Origin of the sequence: Pseudomonas sp. EA_65y_Pfl2_P78 (assembly GCF_963970495.1) — a bacterium.
GTDB classification, from domain to species: Bacteria; Pseudomonadota; Gammaproteobacteria; order Pseudomonadales; family Pseudomonadaceae; genus Aquipseudomonas; species Aquipseudomonas baetica_A.
This window is the reverse complement of the sequence record NZ_CAXAON010000023.1, coordinates 17,578-38,657: the sequence shown is the minus strand read 5'-3', so window position 1 is coordinate 38,657 and position 21,080 is coordinate 17,578. Positions and strand designations below refer to the sequence as shown.

Annotated in this window: 16 protein-coding genes, 1 tRNA gene and 4 pseudogenes; 9 read left to right on the top strand and 12 right to left on the bottom strand. The window is 59.6% G+C overall.

Features of this window, described 5'->3' with window-relative positions:
• Positions 1-289 precede the first annotated feature (289 nt).
• Positions 290-2,278, top strand: a complete 1,989-nt coding sequence (locus AACY02_RS17545; RefSeq protein WP_339433030.1) for a peptidase U32 family protein — start codon at positions 290-292, stop codon at positions 2,276-2,278.
• Between the two features lie 115 nt (positions 2,279-2,393).
• Here the strand turns inward: AACY02_RS17545 and AACY02_RS17540 are convergent.
• Positions 2,394-2,468: transfer RNA gene (locus AACY02_RS17540), tRNA-Gln, on the bottom strand.
• Between the two features lie 445 nt (positions 2,469-2,913).
• On the opposite strand from AACY02_RS17540, the pseudogene AACY02_RS17535 reads away from it, so the two are divergent.
• Positions 2,914-3,066, top strand: a pseudogene (locus AACY02_RS17535) (alpha/beta hydrolase); the annotation flags it as partial.
• A gap of 7 nt (positions 3,067-3,073) precedes the next feature.
• Here the strand turns inward: AACY02_RS17535 and AACY02_RS17530 are convergent.
• The gene (locus tag AACY02_RS17530; RefSeq protein ID WP_339433029.1) at positions 3,074-4,084 is read right to left on the bottom strand and encodes a GlxA family transcriptional regulator; all 1,011 of its coding nucleotides are present in this window, start codon (positions 4,082-4,084) and stop codon (positions 3,074-3,076) included.
• An 81-nt stretch (positions 4,085-4,165) separates the two neighbouring features.
• Between AACY02_RS17530 and AACY02_RS17525 the strand changes: the two are divergent.
• Positions 4,166-4,273 (top strand): annotated as a pseudogene (locus AACY02_RS17525) (LysR family transcriptional regulator); the annotation flags it as partial.
• Between the two features lie 19 nt (positions 4,274-4,292).
• On the opposite strand, the gene AACY02_RS17520 reads toward AACY02_RS17525, so the two are convergent.
• Positions 4,293-5,453 carry a radical SAM protein gene (locus AACY02_RS17520; protein WP_339433028.1) on the bottom strand — a complete coding sequence of 387 codons (1,161 nt, stop codon included), beginning with the start codon at positions 5,451-5,453 and terminating at the stop codon, positions 4,293-4,295.
• Between the two features lie 144 nt (positions 5,454-5,597).
• A pseudogene (locus AACY02_RS17515) lies at positions 5,598-6,065 on the bottom strand (LysR substrate-binding domain-containing protein); the annotation flags it as partial.
• 7 nt (positions 6,066-6,072) lie between these two features.
• On the opposite strand from AACY02_RS17515, the gene AACY02_RS17510 reads away from it, so the two are divergent.
• The 5 genes from AACY02_RS17510 (at position 6,073) to phnE (ending at position 9,882) form a co-directional block, all read left to right on the top strand.
• Positions 6,073-6,474 carry a RidA family protein gene (locus tag AACY02_RS17510; RefSeq protein ID WP_339433027.1) on the top strand — a complete coding sequence of 134 codons (402 nt, stop codon included), beginning with the start codon at positions 6,073-6,075 and terminating at the stop codon, positions 6,472-6,474.
• Between the two features lie 168 nt (positions 6,475-6,642).
• Entirely contained in the window at positions 6,643-7,506 is an 864-nt protein-coding gene (locus tag AACY02_RS17505) for a putative selenate ABC transporter substrate-binding protein (protein ID WP_221732561.1), read from the top strand.
• Positions 7,503-8,300 (top strand): phosphonate ABC transporter ATP-binding protein, encoded by a 798-nt coding sequence (locus AACY02_RS17500; protein ID WP_339433026.1) that lies wholly within the window; start codon positions 7,503-7,505, stop codon positions 8,298-8,300. The genes AACY02_RS17505 and AACY02_RS17500 overlap by 4 nt, the downstream gene beginning before the upstream one ends.
• Positions 8,294-9,118, top strand: a complete 825-nt coding sequence (locus AACY02_RS17495; RefSeq protein ID WP_221732563.1) for a PhnE/PtxC family ABC transporter permease — start codon at positions 8,294-8,296, stop codon at positions 9,116-9,118. Before AACY02_RS17500 ends, AACY02_RS17495 begins: the two co-directional genes overlap by 7 nt.
• On the top strand, positions 9,115-9,882 hold the full coding sequence (phnE, locus tag AACY02_RS17490) for a phosphonate ABC transporter, permease protein PhnE (protein WP_339433025.1): 768 nt from the start codon (positions 9,115-9,117) through the stop codon (positions 9,880-9,882). The genes AACY02_RS17495 and phnE overlap by 4 nt, the downstream gene beginning before the upstream one ends.
• Before the next feature lie 14 nt (positions 9,883-9,896).
• Here the strand turns inward: phnE and AACY02_RS17485 are convergent, their stop codons facing one another.
• The 4 genes from AACY02_RS17485 to AACY02_RS17470 are packed head-to-tail and all read right to left on the bottom strand — an operon-like array spanning position 9,897 to position 16,168.
• Entirely contained in the window at positions 9,897-12,803 is a 2,907-nt protein-coding gene (locus AACY02_RS17485; RefSeq protein WP_339433024.1) for a bpX6 domain-containing protein, read from the bottom strand.
• Positions 12,790-14,616, bottom strand: a complete 1,827-nt coding sequence (locus AACY02_RS17480; protein ID WP_339433023.1) for a hypothetical protein — start codon at positions 14,614-14,616, stop codon at positions 12,790-12,792. The genes AACY02_RS17485 and AACY02_RS17480 overlap by 14 nt, the downstream gene beginning before the upstream one ends.
• Positions 14,616-15,050, bottom strand: coding sequence for a bpX5 domain-containing protein (locus AACY02_RS17475; RefSeq protein WP_339433022.1), 435 nt, complete (start codon positions 15,048-15,050; stop codon positions 14,616-14,618). Before AACY02_RS17475 ends, AACY02_RS17480 begins: the two co-directional genes overlap by 1 nt.
• Entirely contained in the window at positions 15,047-16,168 is a 1,122-nt protein-coding gene (locus AACY02_RS17470) for an AAA family ATPase (protein ID WP_339433021.1), read from the bottom strand. Before AACY02_RS17470 ends, AACY02_RS17475 begins: the two co-directional genes overlap by 4 nt.
• A 317-nt stretch (positions 16,169-16,485) precedes the next feature.
• On the opposite strand from AACY02_RS17470, the pseudogene AACY02_RS17465 reads away from it, so the two are divergent.
• Positions 16,486-16,737 (top strand): annotated as a pseudogene (locus AACY02_RS17465) (MFS transporter); the annotation flags it as partial.
• A gap of 43 nt (positions 16,738-16,780) precedes the next feature.
• Here the strand turns inward: AACY02_RS17465 and AACY02_RS17460 are convergent.
• From AACY02_RS17460 to AACY02_RS17445, 4 genes are all read right to left on the bottom strand, one after another.
• Positions 16,781-17,011, bottom strand: a complete 231-nt coding sequence (locus tag AACY02_RS17460; protein WP_339433020.1) for a hypothetical protein — start codon at positions 17,009-17,011, stop codon at positions 16,781-16,783.
• On the bottom strand, positions 17,008-17,937 hold the full coding sequence (locus tag AACY02_RS17455) for a catalase family peroxidase (RefSeq protein ID WP_339433019.1): 930 nt from the start codon (positions 17,935-17,937) through the stop codon (positions 17,008-17,010). Before AACY02_RS17455 ends, AACY02_RS17460 begins: the two co-directional genes overlap by 4 nt.
• Before the next feature lie 98 nt (positions 17,938-18,035).
• On the bottom strand, positions 18,036-19,493 hold the full coding sequence (locus tag AACY02_RS17450) for an aldehyde dehydrogenase family protein (protein WP_339433018.1): 1,458 nt from the start codon (positions 19,491-19,493) through the stop codon (positions 18,036-18,038).
• 19 nt (positions 19,494-19,512) lie between these two features.
• Complete coding sequence (locus AACY02_RS17445) at positions 19,513-21,006, bottom strand: GMC family oxidoreductase (RefSeq protein WP_339433017.1); 1,494 nt, start codon at positions 21,004-21,006, stop codon at positions 19,513-19,515.
• Positions 21,007-21,080 lie beyond the last annotated feature (74 nt).

The following is a 21,080-nucleotide window of genomic DNA, read 5'->3' as shown; positions in this document are numbered from 1 at the left end:
AGCGTTTCTTCATCAAGATCATTCGTTGCATAATATTCAGTTTTTTTCATGACCAGGCACCCTTGATTCCCAAACTAACAAACCGGAATTTAGACAGCTGCGCACACCGGACTATCGGGCGATGAATGTGTTTGAATATTGGCGATTAAACAACTGATAGAAACCACAGTTATGGAATTTTCAGAACTGTGCCAGCGGACTCAATACACCTGAATCGGCATACGGGTGCCGGTCGGCCATTTCGCAGGTACAATGCGCGACTAACCGTGACAGCCTGACTAAAAAAACTATGTCCTTGCCCAAGCACCACCTGGAATTGCTCAGCCCTGCCCGCGATGTGGCCATCGCCCGTGAGGCGATCCTGCACGGCGCCGACGCCGTGTACATCGGCGGCCCGAGCTTCGGTGCCCGCCACAACGCCTGCAACGAAGTCAGCGAAATCGCCGAACTGGTGGAATTCGCCCGCAAGTATCATGCGCGCATCTTCACCACCATCAATACGATCCTGCACGACAACGAACTGGAACCAGCACGCAAGCTGATCCATCAGCTATACGACGCCGGCGTCGATGCGCTGATCGTCCAGGATCTGGGCGTGATGGAGCTGGACATTCCGCCGATCGAACTGCACGCCTCGACCCAGACCGATATCCGCACCCTGGAGCGGGCGAAGTTCCTCGATCAGGCCGGTTTCTCGCAACTGGTACTGGCCCGCGAACTGAACCTGCAAGAAATCCGCGCAATCGCCGACGAAACCGACGCTGCGATCGAGTTCTTCATTCATGGCGCGCTGTGCGTGGCATTCTCCGGCCAGTGCAACATTTCCCACGCGCAGACCGGCCGCAGCGCCAACCGTGGCGACTGCTCCCAGGCCTGCCGATTGCCTTACACCCTAAAAGATGAAAAGGGTGGCGTGATTGCCTACGAAAAACACCTGCTGTCGATGAAGGACAACAACCAGAGCGCCAACATCCGGGCCCTGGTTGAAGCCGGCGTGCGTTCGTTCAAGATCGAAGGTCGCTACAAAGACATGGGCTACGTGAAGAACATCACCGCCTATTACCGCCAGCGCCTCGACGACGTGCTCGAAGATCGCCCGGACCTGGCCCGTGCCTCCAGCGGCCGCACCGCGCACTTTTTCCTGCCCGATCCGGAAAAGACTTTCCATCGCGGCAGCACCGATTACTTCGTGACCGATCGCAAGATCGACATTGGCGCGTTTGACTCGCCGACGTTCACCGGTCTGCCGGTGGGCACGGTCGAGAAAGTCGGCAAGCGTGATATGCAGGTCGTGACCCACGAGCCGCTGTCCAACGGTGATGGCTTGAACGTGCTGGTCAAACGGGAAGTGGTCGGTTTCCGCGCCAACATCGCTGAGCCAAAAGGCGAGTTCGAAGAAGACGGCGAGAAGCGCTACCGCTATCGCGTCGAGCCTAACGAGATGCCGGAAGGCCTGTACAAGCTGCGCCCGAGCCATCCGTTGAATCGCAACCTCGATCACAACTGGCAACAGGCGCTGCAAAAGACTTCTTCCGAACGTCGCGTGGCGTTGAGCTGGCTCGCCCGCTTACGTGAAGAACAGCTTGACCTCACCGCCACCAGCGAAGAAGGCATCAGCGCCAGCGTCACGCTTGACGGCCCGTTCGGCGTTGCCAACAAGCCCGAGCAGGCGCTGGAGCAACTGCGCGATCTGCTCGGCCAGCTCGGCACCACGCAGTACCACGCCACCGACATCAAACTCGATGCGCCACAAGCGTTCTTCATCCCCAACTCACAGCTCAAATCCCTGCGCCGTGAAGTGATCGAAGCCCTGACTGCCGCCCGTGTCGCCGCTCACCCACGCGGCAGCCGCAAAGCTGAAACCACCCCGCCGCCGGTGTACCCGGACTCGCACCTGACGTTCCTGGCCAACGTGTACAACCAGAAGGCTCGCGACTTCTACCATCGTCACGGCGTGAAGCTGATCGACGCCGCGTATGAAGCGCATGAAGAGCCTGGCGAGGTGCCGGTGATGATCACCAAGCACTGCCTGCGCTTCTCCTTCAACCTGTGCCCGAAACAGGCCAAAGGCGTGACCGGCGTACGCACCAAAGTCGCGCCGATGCAGTTGATCCACGGCGATGAAGTGCTGACGCTGAAGTTCGATTGCAAACCGTGCGAGATGCACATCATTGGCAAGATGAAGGGCCACATCCTCAGCCTGCCGCAACCGGGCAGTGTGGTCGGCCACATCAGCCCCGAAGACCTGATGAAAACCATCCCGCGCGCACCGCACTGAGTGAGGGGCGCGTACGGTGCTCCGGCATCGTGCGCGCCAGCCCTCCTCCGTCGTGGCACAAATCGCAGGCATAAAAAAACGCCAACTTCTTGCGAAGTTGGCGTTTTTCGATATATGGCAGGGGCGGCTGGATTCGAACCAACGCATGGCAGGATCAAAACCTGCTGCCTTACCGCTTGGCGACGCCCCTACAGCTCTTGTCAGCGGCTCCGTGAGGATCACTGCGAGAACGGGGCGCAATTTACCAACATTCTTTTCGTTTGTGAAGTACGAAATGAATTATTTTTTGTTTTAAAACAGCGACTTATTATTCTGCCCGGCTTCGGGCCAGTGATCAGTGGGTTTTTCGCTGTGTATCACACTCTGTATGACCCCTCGCCGCGATACAGCGCCTTTCAACAATGACCTGCTTCGACACAGGCCTGATACGTCCCTGCGCTCAAATGCACTCAAGGTTTGAAGGATTTATAAGGAACCCTTGGCCAGGAGCTTGTACAGGAGACGTCACCATGAAGATGGCACGCCGTTGCTGGCGACCAAGGGTTATCGAGTGTTGATGCCCTAGGCGCGAGCTTATGGCGATACGCAGTTCCTCTCCAAAGACACCCTGCGCAATAGGCAACCAGCGGCGCTGGCAGGGCGAAGTAAAATACGCAGCGCTGGAGCAGAAACTGGCCACCGCACCGTCGATCAGTGTGCCGACGGTAACGTTGAAGGGCGATGCTAACGCCGCACCGCACCCGGCGCCTGAGAACTACACCAAGCGCTTGACCGGCAAGTATCAGTTCCCTCGGGTTATTTAACGAGGCGTTTTTCTCTTGAGGGGCGATAGCCGAAGTATGAGCTGTAGCATTTACTGAAATGGCTTGGGGAAACGAAGCCGCAGGCCACCAGCACTTCCACCTGGGAAAGCTCGGTGTGTTGTAGCAAACGCCGCGCTTCGGTGATGCGCAGTTCCAGGTAGTAACGTTGCGGCGTGGTACCGAGTTGCTCCTTGAACAAGCGCTCCAACTGGCGCCGAGATCGCCCGGCATACACCGCCAGTTGTTCCAACTCCAGCGGCTCCTCAAGGTTGGCGTCCATCAACTTCACCACTTCACGCAACGGCGCACTCACGCAGATGTTTTCATCCGGTTTGATCCGCCGGTACCGCGACTCTTCGAACGCCAGAATATCCTCGATGCCTTCGACCAACGCTTTGCCGTGCAAGCCCTTGATCCAATCCAGCGCCATGTGGAAAGCTCCGGACGGACTCGACGCGGTGAGCCGGTCACGATCAATTACATAGGGTTCGCTGCTGACTTGCGTGGCCTTGGCAATCTCGGTGAGCGCCGGACGATGCTCCGGGTGAATCGCGCAGCGATAGCCATCGAGTAATCCGGCGCGCCCGAGAAACCAAGCGCCATTCCACAACCCTGCGAGACTGACGCCCCGCTCCGCCGCCGCGCGCAACAGGCTGATCAATTCATCCGTCGCCTTAAGCTCGGTTCGATAACCACCGCACACCACCAGTAGATCAAGCTCTTGAAGGGCCGCCAGATCAATCCGCACATCCGGGCGAATGACCAAACCCAGATCACTGTTCACCTCACCTTCGCCTAACCCGAACGTGCGGGAAGCAAACAACTCTGCGCGCAACAGATTGGCGGTGATGATGGTATCCAGCGCCTGGGTGAAGGCCGGCAGTGAAAAGTGTTCGAGCAGCAGAAAACCAGTGCGGGTCACGCGGGTGTCAGCTGATTGTTCATTCAAATAGCGGAGGTTTTTCCCCTTCATACCTCCGCTGAATTGGCGTCGTTCGATCAAGGCAGGGTCCTTCGGTCATGTTGTTATCCGCCGATAGTTAGCCTGATGGAACAAAGAGTCAATCACGCCTACGGTTGATGGCTGGTCGAAGACTCGATTCGCGGCCCGAACTGGGCGTTACCGACCCATCGCGACAGTGAGAACGGTCCGATGGCCCAACGCTTTATCGTTTGGCTATCGGATCATCTGCTGTCCGCCTGATCGTTGTTTAAACCACTGTAAAGACACCGGCACCGAGTCTTCCCTCCAAACGGCCAAACAGCAAATAGTGCTGGTAGCCGCTGGAGAAAGCGCCGCTTTGAACGGCTTGCCTGACGTCTTCATTCAATTGAAAGTATTGGGCTTCATCGAAGTTTTCGGCACTGACTTCGCCGGCCCGGCCAAGTTGTTCGCTATCAATCGGCAGTTCGAGAATACTGCGTCGTTGAAAATCGATGATGCGATTAACCGCATGGCTCTCCAACACACCCCGATTGTTATTCATCGAGTAGATATGCATGCCCTTGCTGGCGCATCGATCACACATGTCGGCGCAGTTTTTCTGCGTGGATTTGCGTCGAGTCAGTTCATCAAGGGGCATGTCAAGGTACTTACCCACTTGATATTCGGTCTGATTGAAAATCGAACAACACAGTACCGTATTGCCATTGCAGTCAATTACCAGCCAATCGTCCTTCAGGACACAGATCTGCGGGGGATAGTTTTGGATGACATTCACAAGATCAGCATAAGGCGGCAACGCGAGCCTTTTCAGGGTCTCGAGATCGGTCTCGGTGACAGAGGAATCGCCCTCGACAATCGCCAGGGTCTTCTCCAGCGGCATCATCACGGAATAGCCAGTAGTGAATTTGAAACCCAAGCGCTCACTGAACTCGCGCATCAGCGCTTCTTCTTCCATGTTGTCCAGGTAGCGATGATAGTAAACGTCGACCTGGGTGGCTAAACCATATCGCTGTTTAATGTCATGCAAGGCAATCATGTTTTGTTTTACAACTTCAATATCACCACCCACATGACCCTTCTCATAAGTTTCCTGGTAGAAACCCGAGAGCGATATACGGAAGAACCCTGGCTCGGCCATCAAGGCTTTTTCCATGTTCTTGGCCAGATTCAAGTTAGTGCTGACACCGCTGTTCAAGCCCGCCGCGTTAACGATTTCGATAAACTCGCCAATCTTTGGATGAACCAGCGGCTCGGTCCAGTTGTAGAGAAATATTGAGCGAACACCTTCACGTTTGGCTTTCTCGACGATCTGCCTGAACATGTCGAGTTGCATGGATTTCTTGAAATTGAGGTTTTCCGAGTTACCCATCGGACAGGAAGGGCAGCTTAAATTACAGGCGCCGACGATATCGATGTACATGTTCATTATGGGTGCAGCTCCTGGAGGCGAAAACCATGCACATCACGACTGCAGGCTTTCAAGTCGCCATTTGTGTAAGTTATTTGACGGCATCGCAGTCGTACAAGCAAAAAGCAAACCAGTCACTCACTACGTCATCAACGCCACCACTCAATCGATAAACACTCGCAACTTCAGGGTTACATGCCGGCTGGGCGGATACGCTACATACAGAGGCATCGGCTCAAGTTGCCAATCTTCGAACAGCGGCACTCACTCACCCTCGTGCTACATGGGCGTCGGACATGTACGTGGGCAGCCAGAGGACTCCCATTCCGCGCCGTCCCGACGCGATGTGCCGGCGCGGGCCTGATAAGCAGGCGCGGCAAACACGCCCAGTGGCAAATCCGCGACCTTGCGGGCCATCAGCGACTGATCCAGCAGTTCACTGCCTTGCACCACGCAATCGACGTTTTCATCAATGATATCGACGATGCCAACACTAACGCCCATGTCGAACTGCATATCCGGGCAGCGCGCGTGAAATTCGGGCAATACGGGCATCAGAATCGGACGCGTAGATGGGCTAGGCACATCGACGCGCAGCCGTACCGTGGGTATCGCTGCCGCGCCAGGCAGACACCCCGTGACGCAGCGCGACGTAGTTTTTCCTCCTGAACGCAGAACGCTTTACGAGCGCAATTGCTACTCAGCGGCCATTCGCTCCAACAGCTTTCTCTTTGTCTCGGGACAAGTCGGCAGCACCGAGGACGGCTCACCCGAGCCGGATCTGCAAACCCGGGTGCGCCTGGCCTTCAGCCATTTGAACGCCATCCTCAATGAGTCCGGTTGTACCTTCGGCGACGTGGTGGATGTCACCGTCTTCATCGTCGACCCGCAATCGAAGCACGAGGCGATCAGGAATGTGGTTCTTTCAGAATTCTGGGGCGACGCGCCACATCCGACCGTGACCGCAGTGGGCGTGACCTGGCTGTATGGTTTCGATTTCGAGATCAAAGTGATTGCCAGATTGCCTGAGTCCAACTGACCTTAAAGCCCGGGAACAAGCTGCTCGCGCCGCGCTCATTTATAAGCGGCGCCTGTCAACACTGGCCTTTGGATCGTCGAATGCGTATAACCTCGCCGTTTCGTCTAACCTGACTTTGCGCCCAGTTACAGGCGCACCGACATTGACGCTTACGAAACGGAGATTCCCATGCTCAAGCGAACCCTGGCACTGACGGCCGGTCTGGCCCTGTCCTTTTCCGCTCTGGTGGCGCACGCCGCCGATGTGCTGAAGGTCAGCGCCATTCCCGATGAGGCCCCGACCGAGCTGCTGCGCAAATTCGAGCCACTGGGCGCTTATCTGGAACAACAACTGGGCATGAAGGTGCAGTTCGTGCCGGTGGCCGATTACCCGGCGGTAGTAGAAGCACTCGCCACCGACCGTCTCGACATGGCCTGGCTGGGCGGCTTCACCTTTGTTCAGGCGCGCTTGAAGACCGACGCCACCACCCCGGTGATTCCACTGGTGCAGCGCGAACAGGACGCGCAGTTCACCAGCAAATTCATCACGGCTGACCCGAACGTCAAGAGCCTGGCCGACCTGAAAGGCAAGACCTTCGCCTTCGGTTCCGTGTCGTCCACTTCCGGCAGCCTGATGCCGCGTTACTTCATGCTGAAAAATGACGGCATTAAGCCGGAAGCGTATTTCAGCCGCGTCGCCTACTCCGGCGCCCACGACGCCACCGTTGCCTGGGTGCAGGCCGGCAAGGTCGACGCGGGTGTGTTGAACGCCAGTGTCTGGCAGAAACTGGTGGATGCCGGCAAGGTCGACACCACAAAAGTGAAAGTCTTCGCCACCACCCCGCCCTACTTCGATTACAACTGGACCGTGCGCGGCACGCTCGACCCGGCACTGGCGGCGAAGATCAAAAAAGCTTTCCTCGATCTGGACCCGGCCAACCCTGAGCAGAAGAAGATTCTTGATCTGCAGGCGGCCAGCCGCTTCATCGATACCAAGCCTGAGAACTACAAGGGCATCGAGGAAGCCGCCCGCGCTGCCGATCTGCTGAAATGACCTTACGCCTCACCCAAGGTAGCCTGCGTCACGCCAATGGAGTCGACGCGCTTCGCAGCATCGACTTGCAGATTGGCGTCGGCGAACAGGTCGCCATCATCGGCCCGTCCGGCGCTGGTAAATCGAGTTTGCTCAACCTGCTGGCCACCGCTCTGCGGCCCAGCAGCGGTGAGATCCAAGTGCTAGGCGAGCGCGCCTGGCAGTTGTCTGCGCACCAACGGCAGCGCCTGCGCGCGCGTATCGGTCTGGTGCACCAGGCACCGCCCCTGCCGCCGCGTCAACGGGTGGTCACGGCGGTGCTGGCCGGCAAACTCGGGCAGTGGAGTCTGGGCAAAAGTTTGTTGAATCTACTCCATCCGCTGGACGTGCCCGGCGCCCGCGCGGCGTTGGCGCGTCTGGATCTGGGCGATAAGCTGTTCGCCCATTGCCAGCAATTGTCGGGGGGCCAATTGCAGCGCGTCGGCATCGCTCGGGTGCTGTATCAGGCGCCGGAGATTTTGTTGGCCGACGAGCCGGTTTCGGCGATGGACCCAGTCATGGCCGGGCACACGCTGTCGATCCTGTCTCGGCATGCCCGCGAGCACAACGTTACGCTGGTGGCGAGCCTGCACGCGGTGGATCTGGCGCTCTCGCACTTTCCACGCGTCATCGGTTTGCGAGAAGGGCAGATTCTGTTCGACAGTCCTTGCGATCAAGTCAGCCCCGAGATGCTCGAAGCACTGTACGCCAACGAAAAAATGCAATCGCCAACGGCTGCGGTGGCGCCTTTGACTGTGCAGATTCCACGATGCTGAGCGCTGATTCACGGGATCCCGCGGCATGGCCACGGCTGCTGTTGACCGTGTTGGCGATTGCCTTGTTGTGGCCGGGGATCCAGCTCAGTGAACTGAATCTGGGCGTGCTGCTACCCGACAGCCAGAATGAAATGGGCCGGTTTGTCGCGCAATTCTGGCCACCGGCGCACGACGAAGCGTTTGTGCAGTTACTGCTCAAAGCCACCTTGCAAACTCTGGCCATCGCCACAGCCGGCATGGCGCTGGCGCTGGTATTGGCGATACCGGCCAGCCTGATCGCCAGTCGCGCCCTATCGCTGTCCGCGGCCTCGAGGGGCGGTGTTCCAAGTCGGCTGGGGCGTTTGCTGCGCTGGCCGATTCGCGGCTTGCTGATCTTTTTGCGCAGCGTGCCGGAAATCGTCTGGGCGCTGCTGTTCGTGCGCGCCGTCGGGTTAGGGCCGGCGGCGGGTGTGCTGGCAATCGCCATCACCTACAGCGGCATGCTCGGCAAGGTTTACGCGGAGATTTTCGAGTCCACCAGTCAGCGGCCGGCACACGCGTTGTTGCAGGCTGGCAGTGGCCGACTGGCTGCTTTTGCCTACGGTATTCTGCCCAATGTGGCGGCGGAATTATTGTCGTACACGGTGTATCGATGGGAGTGCGCGATCCGCGCTTCGGTGGTGATGGGCTTTGTTGGTGCCGGAGGGCTCGGCCAGCAAATCGATCTGTCGATCCGCATGTTCGCTGGCGGTGAGGTCGCCAGTATTCTGCTGACCTTCCTGCTGCTGGTGCTCGCAGCCGATCAACTTAGCCGCTTGCTGCGCTGGAGACTGGCATGAATCGCCTGATCAATCTGTTGCTGATCGCGGGTATCGGTGTGGCCGTCATCGCTGCTTTCACTTACCTGAGCCTCGACATCAGCGAGCTGGGCAGCGCCACCAGCCTGAAACAGATGGCGGCGTATGTGCAGCGCTTTTTCAGCCCGGATCTGAGTGCGGATTACCTGAAAGCCATTTTCAAAGGCTCGATGGAAACGTTGGCCATGTCAGCTATTGGAACCCTGCTCGCGGCGTTGTTCGGCATCCTCCTCGCCCTGCCCGCTGCCGGGCGTTTCGGCTGGCCGCTGCAAAGTGTTTCGCGCCTGTTGCTCAACGGCCTGCGGGCGATCCCCGAGCTGGTCTGGGCCGCGCTGATGGTGCTCGCCGCCGGCCTGGGCCCAAACGCTGGCACCCTCGCCCTTGCCCTACACACCACTGGCGTGCTCGGCCGATTGTTCGCCGAAGCCCTGGAAAACACCCCGCCGCAACCCGCCGAAGCGATCCGTTTGCAGGGCGGCAACCCAATCCTCGCCTTCTGCTACGGCACCTTGCCCAACCTTGCGCCGCAACTGCTCGCCTACTGCCTGTATCGCTGGGAGAACAACATCCGCATGGCCAGCGTGCTGGGTTTTGTCGGCGCTGGCGGGCTCGGGCAGATGCTGTATGTAAGCCTGAGCCTGTTTCAGGAAGCGCAGGCCAGCACGGTGATTCTGGCGATGCTGGTGCTGGTGTTTGCGGTGGACTGGTTGAGTTCGTGGAGCCGCCAGCGCTGGGTTAAAGCGTAGGCGGCCCGGCCGGTTCAATTCAGCGAAAGGTTGTGTTGGGTGGCCGCGTCGACGTTGATATGACTGAAACGCCCATGGTGATCGAACAGCAAGAAATCGGGCCCGAAACAGCGTAATTGCGCACCGTGCAAAGGCCATTGCAACGTGGCGCAGAGTTGGTCGCTGCCGCGATGAATGAAATGCCACCGCATCTGGTGATCGTTGATCAGGTAACGAGTCAGCATCCATTGGCCATGCAGATGCAGATACACATCCAGCCCATCGCTTTCTTGCGCATCCAGCCCCGGTAACCGGTAGCCTTTGCGCCCGCCGATCCACTCAACCACCAGAACAGGATCTTCATTGTCAGCCAGTTTGAGTGTTGCGCCGAGTACCCGACCATCGGTGTCGAGCAACCGGAAACTGCCCACTGGCAAGGCCGGCATCAAATCCCGACTGATCAGCCGACGCTCGGGCAAGCGGTAGTGCCACAGATACAAGCCCTGGTCCGGGTGAGTCAGCCACAGCAGTTCGTTTTGCGCATCATCTTTCATGCCGCAGACCTGACCCGGCAAATCGCTGACATGCCACAGGGTTTCGAATCCATGATCGACATCGACTACCCGTACCTGCCGATCCCGTCCGACGGTCCAGGTCAAACCGTCGAATGACCGGGCGAACACGTCAAACCGCTGCACGCCCAGATCTGTCGCACTGCGCGTGACCAGATCGAGCTTGCTGATACGCCAGACATCATCGCGTCGGGCCAGCACCAGTACGACCTGCCGGTCATGGGCCAGCACTATGTCGTGTGCCGGCACCGGGAAATGGCACAGGCTCTGACCTTGCGCATCGATTACCATCGCCCCCGCCTCGCCCAACGCGAGCAAATAACGCCCCTGCTCCAGCGGCACCGCATCGAGAATCTTGCGGTTGCCCATGAACGGGGCTGTCCATTCAAGTGGCTCACCCACTTGCGACAACGAGACCCTCGCGGCGAGGGTCGGTAACGCCCCCGGCAGGTCGGCCTGCAACAGTTTGTCCTTGCTCATGCTGACCAGTGCCTGCAATTGCAGATGCGTCAAGCGACAATGGCCGTCGATCTGGTCGGCCAGCACCGCGTGCACGATGGCACCGGCCAGCCAGGCCAGCGCACTCACGTGCGTCTTGTGCTGCAACAAAATCTCGGCCAATGCCGCGCGCTCGGCGTGACGCGCCGGATCATCGCGCAGTTGCTCGACCCACTCGGCGTAAGCCTGCAAGGTATCGGGCAACAGCACCGCCCGTTTCACCAATGCGCCCAACGCTAGCTTCCCCCCCGCCGCTTCAGCATCCAGCAGCCACTGGGCAGCACGTTGGCGCTCTGCGGTCAGCGGCCAGATCACCTCGACGGCTTGCAGCCAGAGGCCCTTGCGGGTCAGCGATTCGGCCCATTCCAGACGCAAACGGTCGGCGCTGTCCGGCCACTTGCCTTGCAGCAATGTCACGGCGGCTGCAAACGCGTCGTCACGCCGGGCGACCAGCAAGGCGCGCTGCCAGTTATCGGCCAGACATAGCAGGCGCACGATCATCGCAGACGGCATATCCCAGGCCAGCGCGAGGTCGGCGGCTTGTTGCAGCCGTCCGTGCTTCTCCAGATAGTCGAGCGACTCCTGACGCACCTTGAGCAGCTCGGCGAGCACGAACACCGCTTCCTCAATGCGGCCCTCGCGATCCAGACGCTCAAAGGTCTGCCGGTAGATCTGCCGCAGATGCGCTTCCATGTCGTGTTCGAACCTGATCGAGCGCGTGGGTCCACGGCCGTGGTCGATCATCAGATCCTCACGGCGCTGCGGCGTACCGAACGATTGCTCGCCGCTGCTCTGCTCGCTGCCCAATGGAATAGCGTGACGCAGCGCCTCTTCGAAATCGCCGTCCTCGAACATATCGAGCATGCGCCGCATGTAGGCGGCCTGACGTTTGCCATACAGAGCCGACAGACGCGAATTTTCAGTCAGGCGCGTCACCCAGCGCCGCCAGCGCGACGGCTTGGCTTTGACCGGTGTGGCGCGGGCGTCGATGCCGGGCTCGGCGACACGGGGAGCCGAAGGCAGCACTGGCGCCGGTCGGCGCAACAGGTGGCGCAGCCCGGCCAATATCAGAGTCAGGGCAATCCCGCCGATCAACGTCCCGACCACGATGGCGCTGATTTGCACCGAGACCGGCGACGCTGTTTTCGCCGGCAAGCCTTGCAGTCCGGGATTTTGTCCCTGCGACCCCATCCATAAAACCGCTATCAGAATCGCCAGGGTCACAACGAGCTTCAGCCACGGCAAAGGCGTGTCAGCCGATTGCGTCCACCCCGTTTCTTTCGCCGTGACGGCTTGATAGGCCGGCTCCTTCGCCGCGATTTGCTGACGTTCCAGCAACGCTTTCATGACCTGTGCCTGCTCGGGGCTGACCGGACGCAACGCGTCGCCAAGAATTTCCCGAAGGTCGGTGACCACGGTCACGGGCTCAAGCACTGGCTCCGGCAGCACGTTGCGACAGTCATAGGTGTCGAGCAAGGTGAGGCCACTGATGTCAAGCCAGTCACCCGGTGCCAGGACCACGGCATCGCGCAAATGCAGGGCACTGACGTGACTGCCGCGCACCAGCCAAAGGTCGGCAGCCGGCAGGTTGCGCATTTCCTGCGGATCGAGCAGCGCCGAACACAGTGCGGTGCCTTGACGAGTCAGCGGCCAACCGGTCAACGCCTCGCATTGCACGGCGATGGGCTGGCGAAAGCGCAACAGATCACCGTCGGCGAAACGGTAGGCCCGGGCCTCGGTTTGCCAGTGTTCGAGGAGCAGTCGGGCGCGTTCGCTTTCGTCGAAACGATCGGCGGAAAACCACAGGCCCTCGATGTGTTGGTGCCCGGTCAAGAGCGGACGGCGGATCAATGCCGCGTCATGTCCAGTCATCGGTGCCTTCCTTCTTGTACGGCTGATCGTTGCAGAACGTTTGCAGGCGCATCAGGCGCTGCGGCACCGAATACACCAGCAACTCGCGGGTGCTGGTCAGCACGGCGAGCACGCCACTCATGGGGCAAAAACTTGATTTGGCGATGGTATCGGTAGTGGTGAATAACACGCGTTGCTCGCCTTCGTAATGAATGGCTACGGCCTGCCGACCGAGCAACAGCAGGGAATAGGGCTCATTGTCCTCTTTCAGCAGGCCGATACCTTTCCAGCCGGGTGCCAGGTCAATTCTTTGCGTTTCGAAAGCAGAGCCGTCGGCCGATACCACGCGCCAGCTCTCGCACTCGTCATTTTTCAAGGTCAGCAACGCACAGCTATCGAGATACCTGCGCCGCCCGCCGACAAACAGCACCTGACTGATGTGCTCGGCCAAACCCACGTCAACTGCAGCCGAGACCTCGCCGTCAGGGTCAACCGTGTGTGCGTGCAAGCGATTACCTTCGCGGCGCACAAAAGTCGCCGTGCTGCCGAACGTCTTGGCCAGACCCAAGACATTATTCGTCAGGTGATGAGTATGCCGGGGCAAGGGCTTGGCCGGTGAGCGCCCGGTCTCCAGCACCCAGAACGCCAGATGCCCCTGGGTATCGAGCAAGAACAATCGGCCGCTCGAGTGATTGCGCAATCCGGCCACCGGCAGGAATGTGGCAGTGCCGGGCAGCAGTTTCAGTTCTTCGGGGCATGGCTTGTCGACCGATTTAAGGCCCGGCATGTTCCAGAACGACAATTTCCATGCGTCACTCAGAACGGCACCCAAAGCTCTGCCAAAGAACGTCGGAGCCAACGGTGTTTTTCCGACAGCCCACAGATTGCGGCGTATCTCGATCGGCTTCTTCTGGTTCTGTGCCGGCAACTTGATCACCACCATGCCCGGTTCATCGAGCATCTTCATGGCGACATGGGTACCCGCGCTGGAAATCACTGGCGGCAAGGTCAGCGACACACGCGGAACGCACCCCTTGGCGGCTGGCGCAGTCGCGACCACTTCGCCTTCGAACTGGCCTTTGAGCAACTGCAAGGCCAGGCGCTCATCGGGAACCGGCAAAGTCACGCGCCGGGAGCCCGCCGCTTGCAGCGCCACCGACAGACTGCGTCCGTCGAGGCTGCGCGATACCTGGACGCGATGGGTGCAGGACAAGCCCTCGGTCGCGGACAAGCGCTGGCCCACCAGCCAGCACTCGCCGACGGGCTCCGGTTGCGCATTCAATCCGTCACGCCAGGCCTGCCAGTGCCCGGTGTCAACGGTTTTGAAGGTACGGGCGCTGAGCAAGCATTTGAGCTGTGCTGCACTGTCGAGCGCATGCAGTTCCGGTGCCTGCTGCAAAATGCCCCAGCGCAGCTCGGCGCCAGCGTCTTTGGCACGACGTGCAAGCAGGATCAGCAAGGCCATGTGAACCAGACGCGCGGCGCCCAGTTGCAGCGGCCCGGCATCGAACAGCACAACCATCAAGCGGCTGGCCTGATGCGAGCGATATTGCGGCGCGAGAAACAGATGCTCACCCACCACGGCCCGGCGCAGAAACTCGTCGGGCACTTCATCGGCCAGCAACCATTCACTCGACAACAACCGCTCATAAGGGCCACGACGTTGCAGATCGGCCAAGCCGTCGGGCTCGGGCACCCCGCCCTGCTGTTGGCCGCGCAGCGGACCCAGCACCGGATCCAGACGCCCGAACAGGTCAGCAAACAGGGGTAGTTGTTCTGGGGCAAACCATTGCAGCCAGTCGCGCCAGGGGTGCAGCGATTCCGGTAATTGCATCAGCGGCCCGCCCAATAAGCATCAATGCGCTGCAAATGCTGCGCAGTCACTGGCAACAAACGATCCAGCGGCACCACGGCGGCTGGCTCGCGCCAGAGCAGCAGCGGCGCCCGCGCGAATCTATTGGACAGCGCAAGCCCCAGCAGGTCTGTCGGCCGGTCGGGCTCCCAACTGGTTGGCAGCCACAGCCCCGGTGCACGGTCGTCCATCGCCGCATATGCCACGCCGTCGACCCACGGCAGATCCGTTGCGACACCGGTCACCACCAACACGTCACGATTGGACGTGGCTTGCAGGCGCCCGGCCTGTTCCTCGGGGATCGACAGCAACCGTGCGTGCAAGCGCCGCGCGACGTCGCCCCACGCCACGGCGGCCTGGGGTCTGACCGGCGTGCGCCGTGACTGCCAGGCCCAACTCATCGGTTTGATCGTCATGCCGCAGACGTCAGCAGACGCGCCACCTGACCGCGCACATCCTGCAACGACGACGGAATGGTCTGTTCGTTGAAATTGGCGTCGATTTCGCGCAGCAGGCCTTCGAGCAAGGCACTCGCCGGTGGCTCGTTGCGCGCCAGATAATCCTCGCCGGTTTCCAGCAAGCGACTGAGCCGCGACATCGGCTGCAAGGTGGCTTCTTCCACAGCGCTAAACAAATGACTGTTATTGGACTGGGCGAAGATCTCGCGCAGTACTTCGCGACCATGCTGCTGGGTTTCCTTGGTCGGCAGCACATACAGCAACGGCCACAGATCCGCTTCGCTGGCCTCAAGTCGCCCACCGAGCAATGCCGCGGCGGCGATCAGGCGCTGGGATTTGACGATGCGTCGATCCGACAACTGAATACCGGCCTCGCGCAGTCGGCGAATGGCCTGGGCCAGTGCCGGACGAACAGCCGTCATGACGACGTTTTTCAAAGCCTGGCCGAGCGTGTCCAGTTGGCTCAGGCCCAGCAGTTGCTGAACCGGCCGCTGCTCGGATTGCCAACCGCCGGCGAGCATCGCTTCAAGCTGATTGTCCGGCACCGACTCGACAAACAGGTGCAGCAGGAATCGGTCACCAAAGGCTGCCAGCGCTTCATCATCCGGCAGACCATTGGAGGCGCCGACACACACTCGCAACGGGCACTGAATCTGCGTGTGACCTCGACGAAAACGGCGTTCGTTGAGCACGCCAAGCAAGGTATTGAGGATCGCCGTCGAGCCGAGGAAAACCTCGTCGAGAAAGACGATATCGGCTTCCGGGAGCATACCGCTGATATCCGTTTCTACCGTGCCTTCACGGAGCTTTTTCAGGTCGACCGCGCCAAACAGCTCCGACGGCTCGGTGAAGCGCCCCAGCAGGTATTCGAAATAACGCCCACCCATCGATTGCGCCACCCGCCGCACCACCGCGCTTTTCGCGGTGCCCGGTGGGCCGATGACCAGAATATGCTCCTGCGCCACAGCGGCCAGAACAATCAGCTCCGCCAACTGTTCACGCCCTACAAGGCCTTCGGTGGCGACCCGAACGGCCTGACGGATTTGCGCGGCAGCGCTCTGCAATGAAGCATTCATGGGCGTCGTCCCTGAAAAATGGATTCTTGAATCGATGGCGATCGGCAGCTATCGGCCGCCAACAAGCGATCTTTAATCGAATCCACAGACCAGAGTGCGACAAGCAGTCCACCCCACAGCGGCGACATCACCAAGGAGGAGCGCAAGGCCGTCTTCGCGCCCTCCCTCGGCACGGTGTTCGAGTGCTACGACTTTTACCTCTACGGCGCCGGCGTTCAAGAAGATGAAGGCCGAAGGCAAGGCGCCGAAACCGCCGCTGCCCGAATCGTTCACGCGCTGGAGCAACCCAAAGTGGTGATCAAGGCGTTGCTCGGCGGTACAGCACGATTGCGGCGTGGCTGGTCGAACTGTTCCCGACCCGCATCCGCTACACCTCGATGTCGCTGCCCTATCACATCGGCAACGCTTGGTTCAGCGGCTGCCTGCCAACGGTGGCGTTCGCCATGGTCGCGGCCACGGGCGATATCTATTGCGGGTTGTGGTATCCGAGCGTGATTGCGGTCAGGACCGCAATACTTGGCACATTCTTTCTGCCGCAACCCAAGGATCGCGACAGACTTAAAGACTGAGCCTGGCGCTCCGCCCTCCTGAACGGAGGGTGGGGCACAGGCCTCAGCGCAGCAACCAGCGTGACAACAGCCGAGCACTTAATGGCAACATCCAGTAAACCATGTTGAAAGAGATCAACCCGGCCACCGCGACTTTGAACAGCCACCCTGGCCAATGTAAATCCGCCAGTTCCAGCAACGTCGCCAAGCCCCAGGGCATGCTCACCGTTAGCGGCAATACCACCAGCCATGACAACACCCATTGTTTCCAGCGAGCGCCCGAATGGCTGCTCATGGTCGCTGGCGCCTGAGTACCGCCCGCTGATAAACCCGATCGCGCGCCAGCGTCATCGGATCACTACTGAGGTTGATACCGTCTGGCAAACGCGCCGGACTGAACGCCAGACGTTGCTGAGCGAGTTGCTGTGTCTCGGCTGGTTCCAGTGCAGCAAGACTGAAAATCCCCAGTTCAACTTCCTTATTCTGACGCGACCACGGGATTGAGCCATCTTCGACTGCGTCTCTCGACGCTGCCAGTTGCAGCACCAATCGCATCTTCAACGAGCCCTCGCTCAGTCGCGCGCTGATTTCCTCCTGCAAGTAATCAGCGGACATCGTGGCCGCCTGGGTGTCATTCAGCAATGGCTGCTTGAGTAGGGGTTCGATGCGGTAACGGCCAATTAGCTCATCGCCCTGACGATTGCTGAACACCAGTGCGTTGACACCGAAGTATTCGAGCCCCACATAGCTGCGCGGTGGCAGTTTGGGCGTTTCCAGAAAATGCTGCGCCCGTGGATGGTTCGCCAAAAAGGTTTGAAGTGGCTGGGGATCCGGCGGTGTTGCGACATTGGCGGCAATGCCTTGCAGAAATCTCAGGAAGTCTTCTGGCGTGGCGACCGGGAAGCCGTCGAACGAGTGCGTCACGATATCGGTGGCCTCGCCGCTCGGTAGGGTAAAACGCACTGCCAACCCTCTCGGGCTGGCCATCGGATCCCCGTCAGCGGTAGCCGGTACACCACTGAAGTTGGAGAACCTAAGCACCACTGGCACCGTTTGCCCTTGCAGGTGGGCAGCTCGACTGATTGAGCCGGCGACGCGCGAAGCCTTGAATGTGCCATTGAGCAATAGGCCTTTGGCATGGGTGGCCCTGAATCCGGGGTGACGGCCGAACGTAGCATTGAGCGCATCGAGCAAAGCGTCGTACAACCGCTCTTGGGGCATAGCGTTATCCCTTGTTTCATTGGCGAACAGGGCCGAGGACGTTGTCAGCGTCCCGGCCAACACTGCCCCAACCAGTAAGTGTTGCAATCGTATGGCGCTCATCCCTGACGCAGACCGGGATTGAGTGCGATGTGTTTGTACTCAATGAAATCATCCATGGCCGCCACACCATTGAGACGACCCTGCCCCGACTGTTTGAAACCGCCCTCCTCGAACTCATCGAACACCATGGCCCAATCGTTGACCCAGACAGTGCCGACCTCCAATTCGCGTGCTACTCGCAGCGAGCGATCGACATCGCGGGTCCAAACGCTGGCGGCCAGGCCGAACTCGCTGTTGTTGGCCATTTCGACCGCCTCGACCTCACTGTCAAAAACCTGCAAGGTCAGCACCGGTCCAAACGTTTCACGCTGGACGATGGCCATTTCGGGATCGCTGACACGCAACAGCGTCGGTCGATAAAATGCACCCTTGGCGAGCGGCCCATCGGTGATCGGGCCGCCGCGCACGATCACTTGCGCACCGGCGTCAATCGCCTCCTCGACCACTTGGTTGACGCGTTGCACGTTAGGCTTGTCGATCAACGGCCCCATTTCGCTGGTCGGATCCGCCGCAGGCCCCACACGCACCGCCTTAAGGCGTGCAGCCAGACGTTCAATCAGCTCGGCGGCGATATCACGCTGGACCAATAACCGCGAACCCGTCATACAGAACTGCCCGGCGAACACGGTCAGGGCTTTGAGCAACACCGGTACGGCCACATCGAGATCGGCATCGTTAAACACCAACATCGGCGTCTTGCCACCCAACTCCAGACCGAAGCGTTTGAGGTGTTGCGCACCCGCTGCCGAGATCGCGCGGCCCGTGCTGGTACTGCCGGTAAAACTGATCACCGGCACCTTGGGTGATTCAACCAGATGGATCGAACCCGCCGCTCCCAGTTCGCTGAACAAATTGATGACACCGCGAGGCAATGACCGCGCCTCACTCATGATCCGCGCGAGCAGCGCGTTGGTTTGAGCGGTCTGCCCCGGCATCTTGATTACCGTGGTGCAACCTGCGGCCAGCGCCGGGGCCAACGAACGAATCATCAATACCACCGGCGAATTCCACGGCACGATGATGCCCGCGACACCCACGGCCTGACGCAGCACCAGGGAAATCCTGCCGGGCTTCGGCTCCGCTGAACGTCCGTACTCAGCACGCACCATTGCAGCGTAATAGCGCAATTTAGGCGGCACCATGCGCACTTCGAATTCGGCTTCTGGACGAATCTTGCCGTTTTCCAGCGCCAACGTGTCTATCAGCTCTTCGGCATTGCGTTCAAAACCATCCGCCAGCTCCAACAGTACCGTGGCGCGCAGAGTGCGATCATCTTTCCAAGATGTTTGTGCAAACGAACGCAACGCTGCCTCAATGCCCTGCTGTGCCTCATAGGCACCGCCCTCAGCATATCGCCCGATCCGCTCATACGTCGCGGGGTTAATGGAATCTTTGTAAACGCCTGAATCGAGCCACAGGCCATCAATCCAGTTCAAAACAGGTGTGTTGTTCATGGAAGTCGAGTCCTGAAAATTAGGCGTAAAGCGCGGCGATTTTTTCCGCAACGGCGATCACGGTGATGTTGGTCGCAACTGATGGAACATCGGGAAAGATCGATGCGTCGACCACGCGAAGCCCTTGCAAGCCAATGACCTGCGCCTGCAAATCGACCACCGCATGTGAATCACCGGGCCTGCCCATCGGCGCGGTTGAGGTCGGGTGGTGATAGGTGTCCAGGCTCGCCCGGACACTCGCCAACAGCGCTTCGTCCGACTCAGTGCTCGGCCCCGGATTAAGCTCCGAGTGAATAAACGCGTTCAACGGTGCAGTGGCGCCAATCTTGCGGGCCAAGCGAATACCCTCAAGCAGGCGTTGGCGATCCTCAGGGTCGGCGAGAAAATTCAGGTCGATGCTAGGCGCCACGAGCGGATCACGGCTCGCCAGCGTTACGCTGCCTCGCGATTGCGGGCGGGTCAGTGCGACGGCGAGCACAAAGCCCACATGGGTCGGACTCTGATCGTGAGGAAATAGGTGCGTGGCGGTGATGTGCAGATCGAGTTCATCCTTTTCGGCTCGGCGGCTGCTGGTCCAGAGCTTGGCGCCGATGACCGGTGATTGTCGACCGATCAAATCCGCACGGGCTGCATAGGCGTTGTAATAGAAAGGGTGATCTATCAAACGCTGACCCACCGGAAGATCCGCTACCAGCGGAATCTGCAACGCGGCCAGATCGGCGGCAGGACCAACACCGGAGCGCAGCAGAATCGCCGCACTGCCATAACTACCCGCGCAAAGGATCACTTCACTGGCCAACAGTTGCGCGCCATCGCTCATTTGTACACCTATGGCACGTCGGCCCTCAAACAGTACTTTATCGACCAGACTGTCCGCCTGGATCTGCAGGTTACTGCGGGCTCGCACCTGTTCAGTGAGGTAGGCCATGCCGGTATTGATACGCACGCCGTCGACGATATTCATCGGGTACGGGCCGACGCCGTTCGCATCCGCGCCGTCAAAGTCATCGATGATCTTGTAGCCATAGGCGAACGTCGCCTGAATGAACGCTCGCTGCATTGGCGTGACGTCCAGATTGCTCAGTTGTTTAACCGGCAGCGGCCCCTCATGACCATGCAAAGCGCTGCCTCCACGACTGTGGCTCTCGAGTTTTTTGAATGCGGGCAACATGTCGTCATAACTCCACCCAGGTAGATCCCAGCGCGCGAAATCACTGGGGCGAGCACGAATCGCTACCGCGCCATTGATGGCAGAGCAGCCCCCCAAGACCTTGCCACGCAAAGCGCCGATGGGATGATCGATGTAACCGGGCTGGGTTTTGTAGCCCCATTCGAGCTCCGAACTGCTACTGGCCCCAACAATGTCGCTGCTGGTAACAACGTCGGGATAGTCGTTCGGCACAAAGCTTTTCCCGGCCTCAAGCAACAACACCTGACGCTGATTGCTCTCGCTCAATCGGCGAGCCAGCACTGCACCGGCCGAGCCCCCACCGACGATAATTACGTTCTTCATGCGTTTCTTCCCTGTCAGGCGCTAGAGATTGCGTCTGTTGGGGAAAGCATATGTAAGCCTTCAAAAGCTCATAA

What these genes read in the sequence shown, in the direction of transcription:
- AACY02_RS17445 (WP_339433017.1), bottom strand. Translation starts at nt 21,006, where the DNA reads ATGAAGAACGTAATTATCGTCGGTGGGGGCTCGGCCGGTGCAGTGCTG.
- phnE (WP_339433025.1), top strand. Translation starts at nt 9,115, where the DNA reads ATGAATCGCCTGATCAATCTGTTGCTGATCGCGGGTATCGGTGTGGCC.
- AACY02_RS17485 (WP_339433024.1), bottom strand. Translation starts at nt 12,803, where the DNA reads ATGACTGGACATGACGCGGCATTGATCCGCCGTCCGCTCTTGACCGGG.
- AACY02_RS17495 (WP_221732563.1), top strand. Translation starts at nt 8,294, where the DNA reads ATGCTGAGCGCTGATTCACGGGATCCCGCGGCATGGCCACGGCTGCTG.
- AACY02_RS17505 (WP_221732561.1), top strand. Translation starts at nt 6,643, where the DNA reads ATGCTCAAGCGAACCCTGGCACTGACGGCCGGTCTGGCCCTGTCCTTT.
- AACY02_RS17450 (WP_339433018.1), bottom strand. Translation starts at nt 19,493, where the DNA reads ATGAACAACACACCTGTTTTGAACTGGATTGATGGCCTGTGGCTCGAT.
- AACY02_RS17480 (WP_339433023.1), bottom strand. Translation starts at nt 14,616, where the DNA reads ATGCAATTACCGGAATCGCTGCACCCCTGGCGCGACTGGCTGCAATGG.
- AACY02_RS17475 (WP_339433022.1), bottom strand. Translation starts at nt 15,050, where the DNA reads ATGACGATCAAACCGATGAGTTGGGCCTGGCAGTCACGGCGCACGCCG.
- AACY02_RS17520 (WP_339433028.1), bottom strand. Translation starts at nt 5,453, where the DNA reads ATGAACATGTACATCGATATCGTCGGCGCCTGTAATTTAAGCTGCCCT.
- AACY02_RS17460 (WP_339433020.1), bottom strand. Translation starts at nt 17,011, where the DNA reads ATGAGCAGCCATTCGGGCGCTCGCTGGAAACAATGGGTGTTGTCATGG.
- AACY02_RS17470 (WP_339433021.1), bottom strand. Translation starts at nt 16,168, where the DNA reads ATGAATGCTTCATTGCAGAGCGCTGCCGCGCAAATCCGTCAGGCCGTT.
- AACY02_RS17545 (WP_339433030.1), top strand. Translation starts at nt 290, where the DNA reads ATGTCCTTGCCCAAGCACCACCTGGAATTGCTCAGCCCTGCCCGCGAT.
- AACY02_RS17455 (WP_339433019.1), bottom strand. Translation starts at nt 17,937, where the DNA reads ATGCCCCAAGAGCGGTTGTACGACGCTTTGCTCGATGCGCTCAATGCT.
- AACY02_RS17500 (WP_339433026.1), top strand. Translation starts at nt 7,503, where the DNA reads ATGACCTTACGCCTCACCCAAGGTAGCCTGCGTCACGCCAATGGAGTC.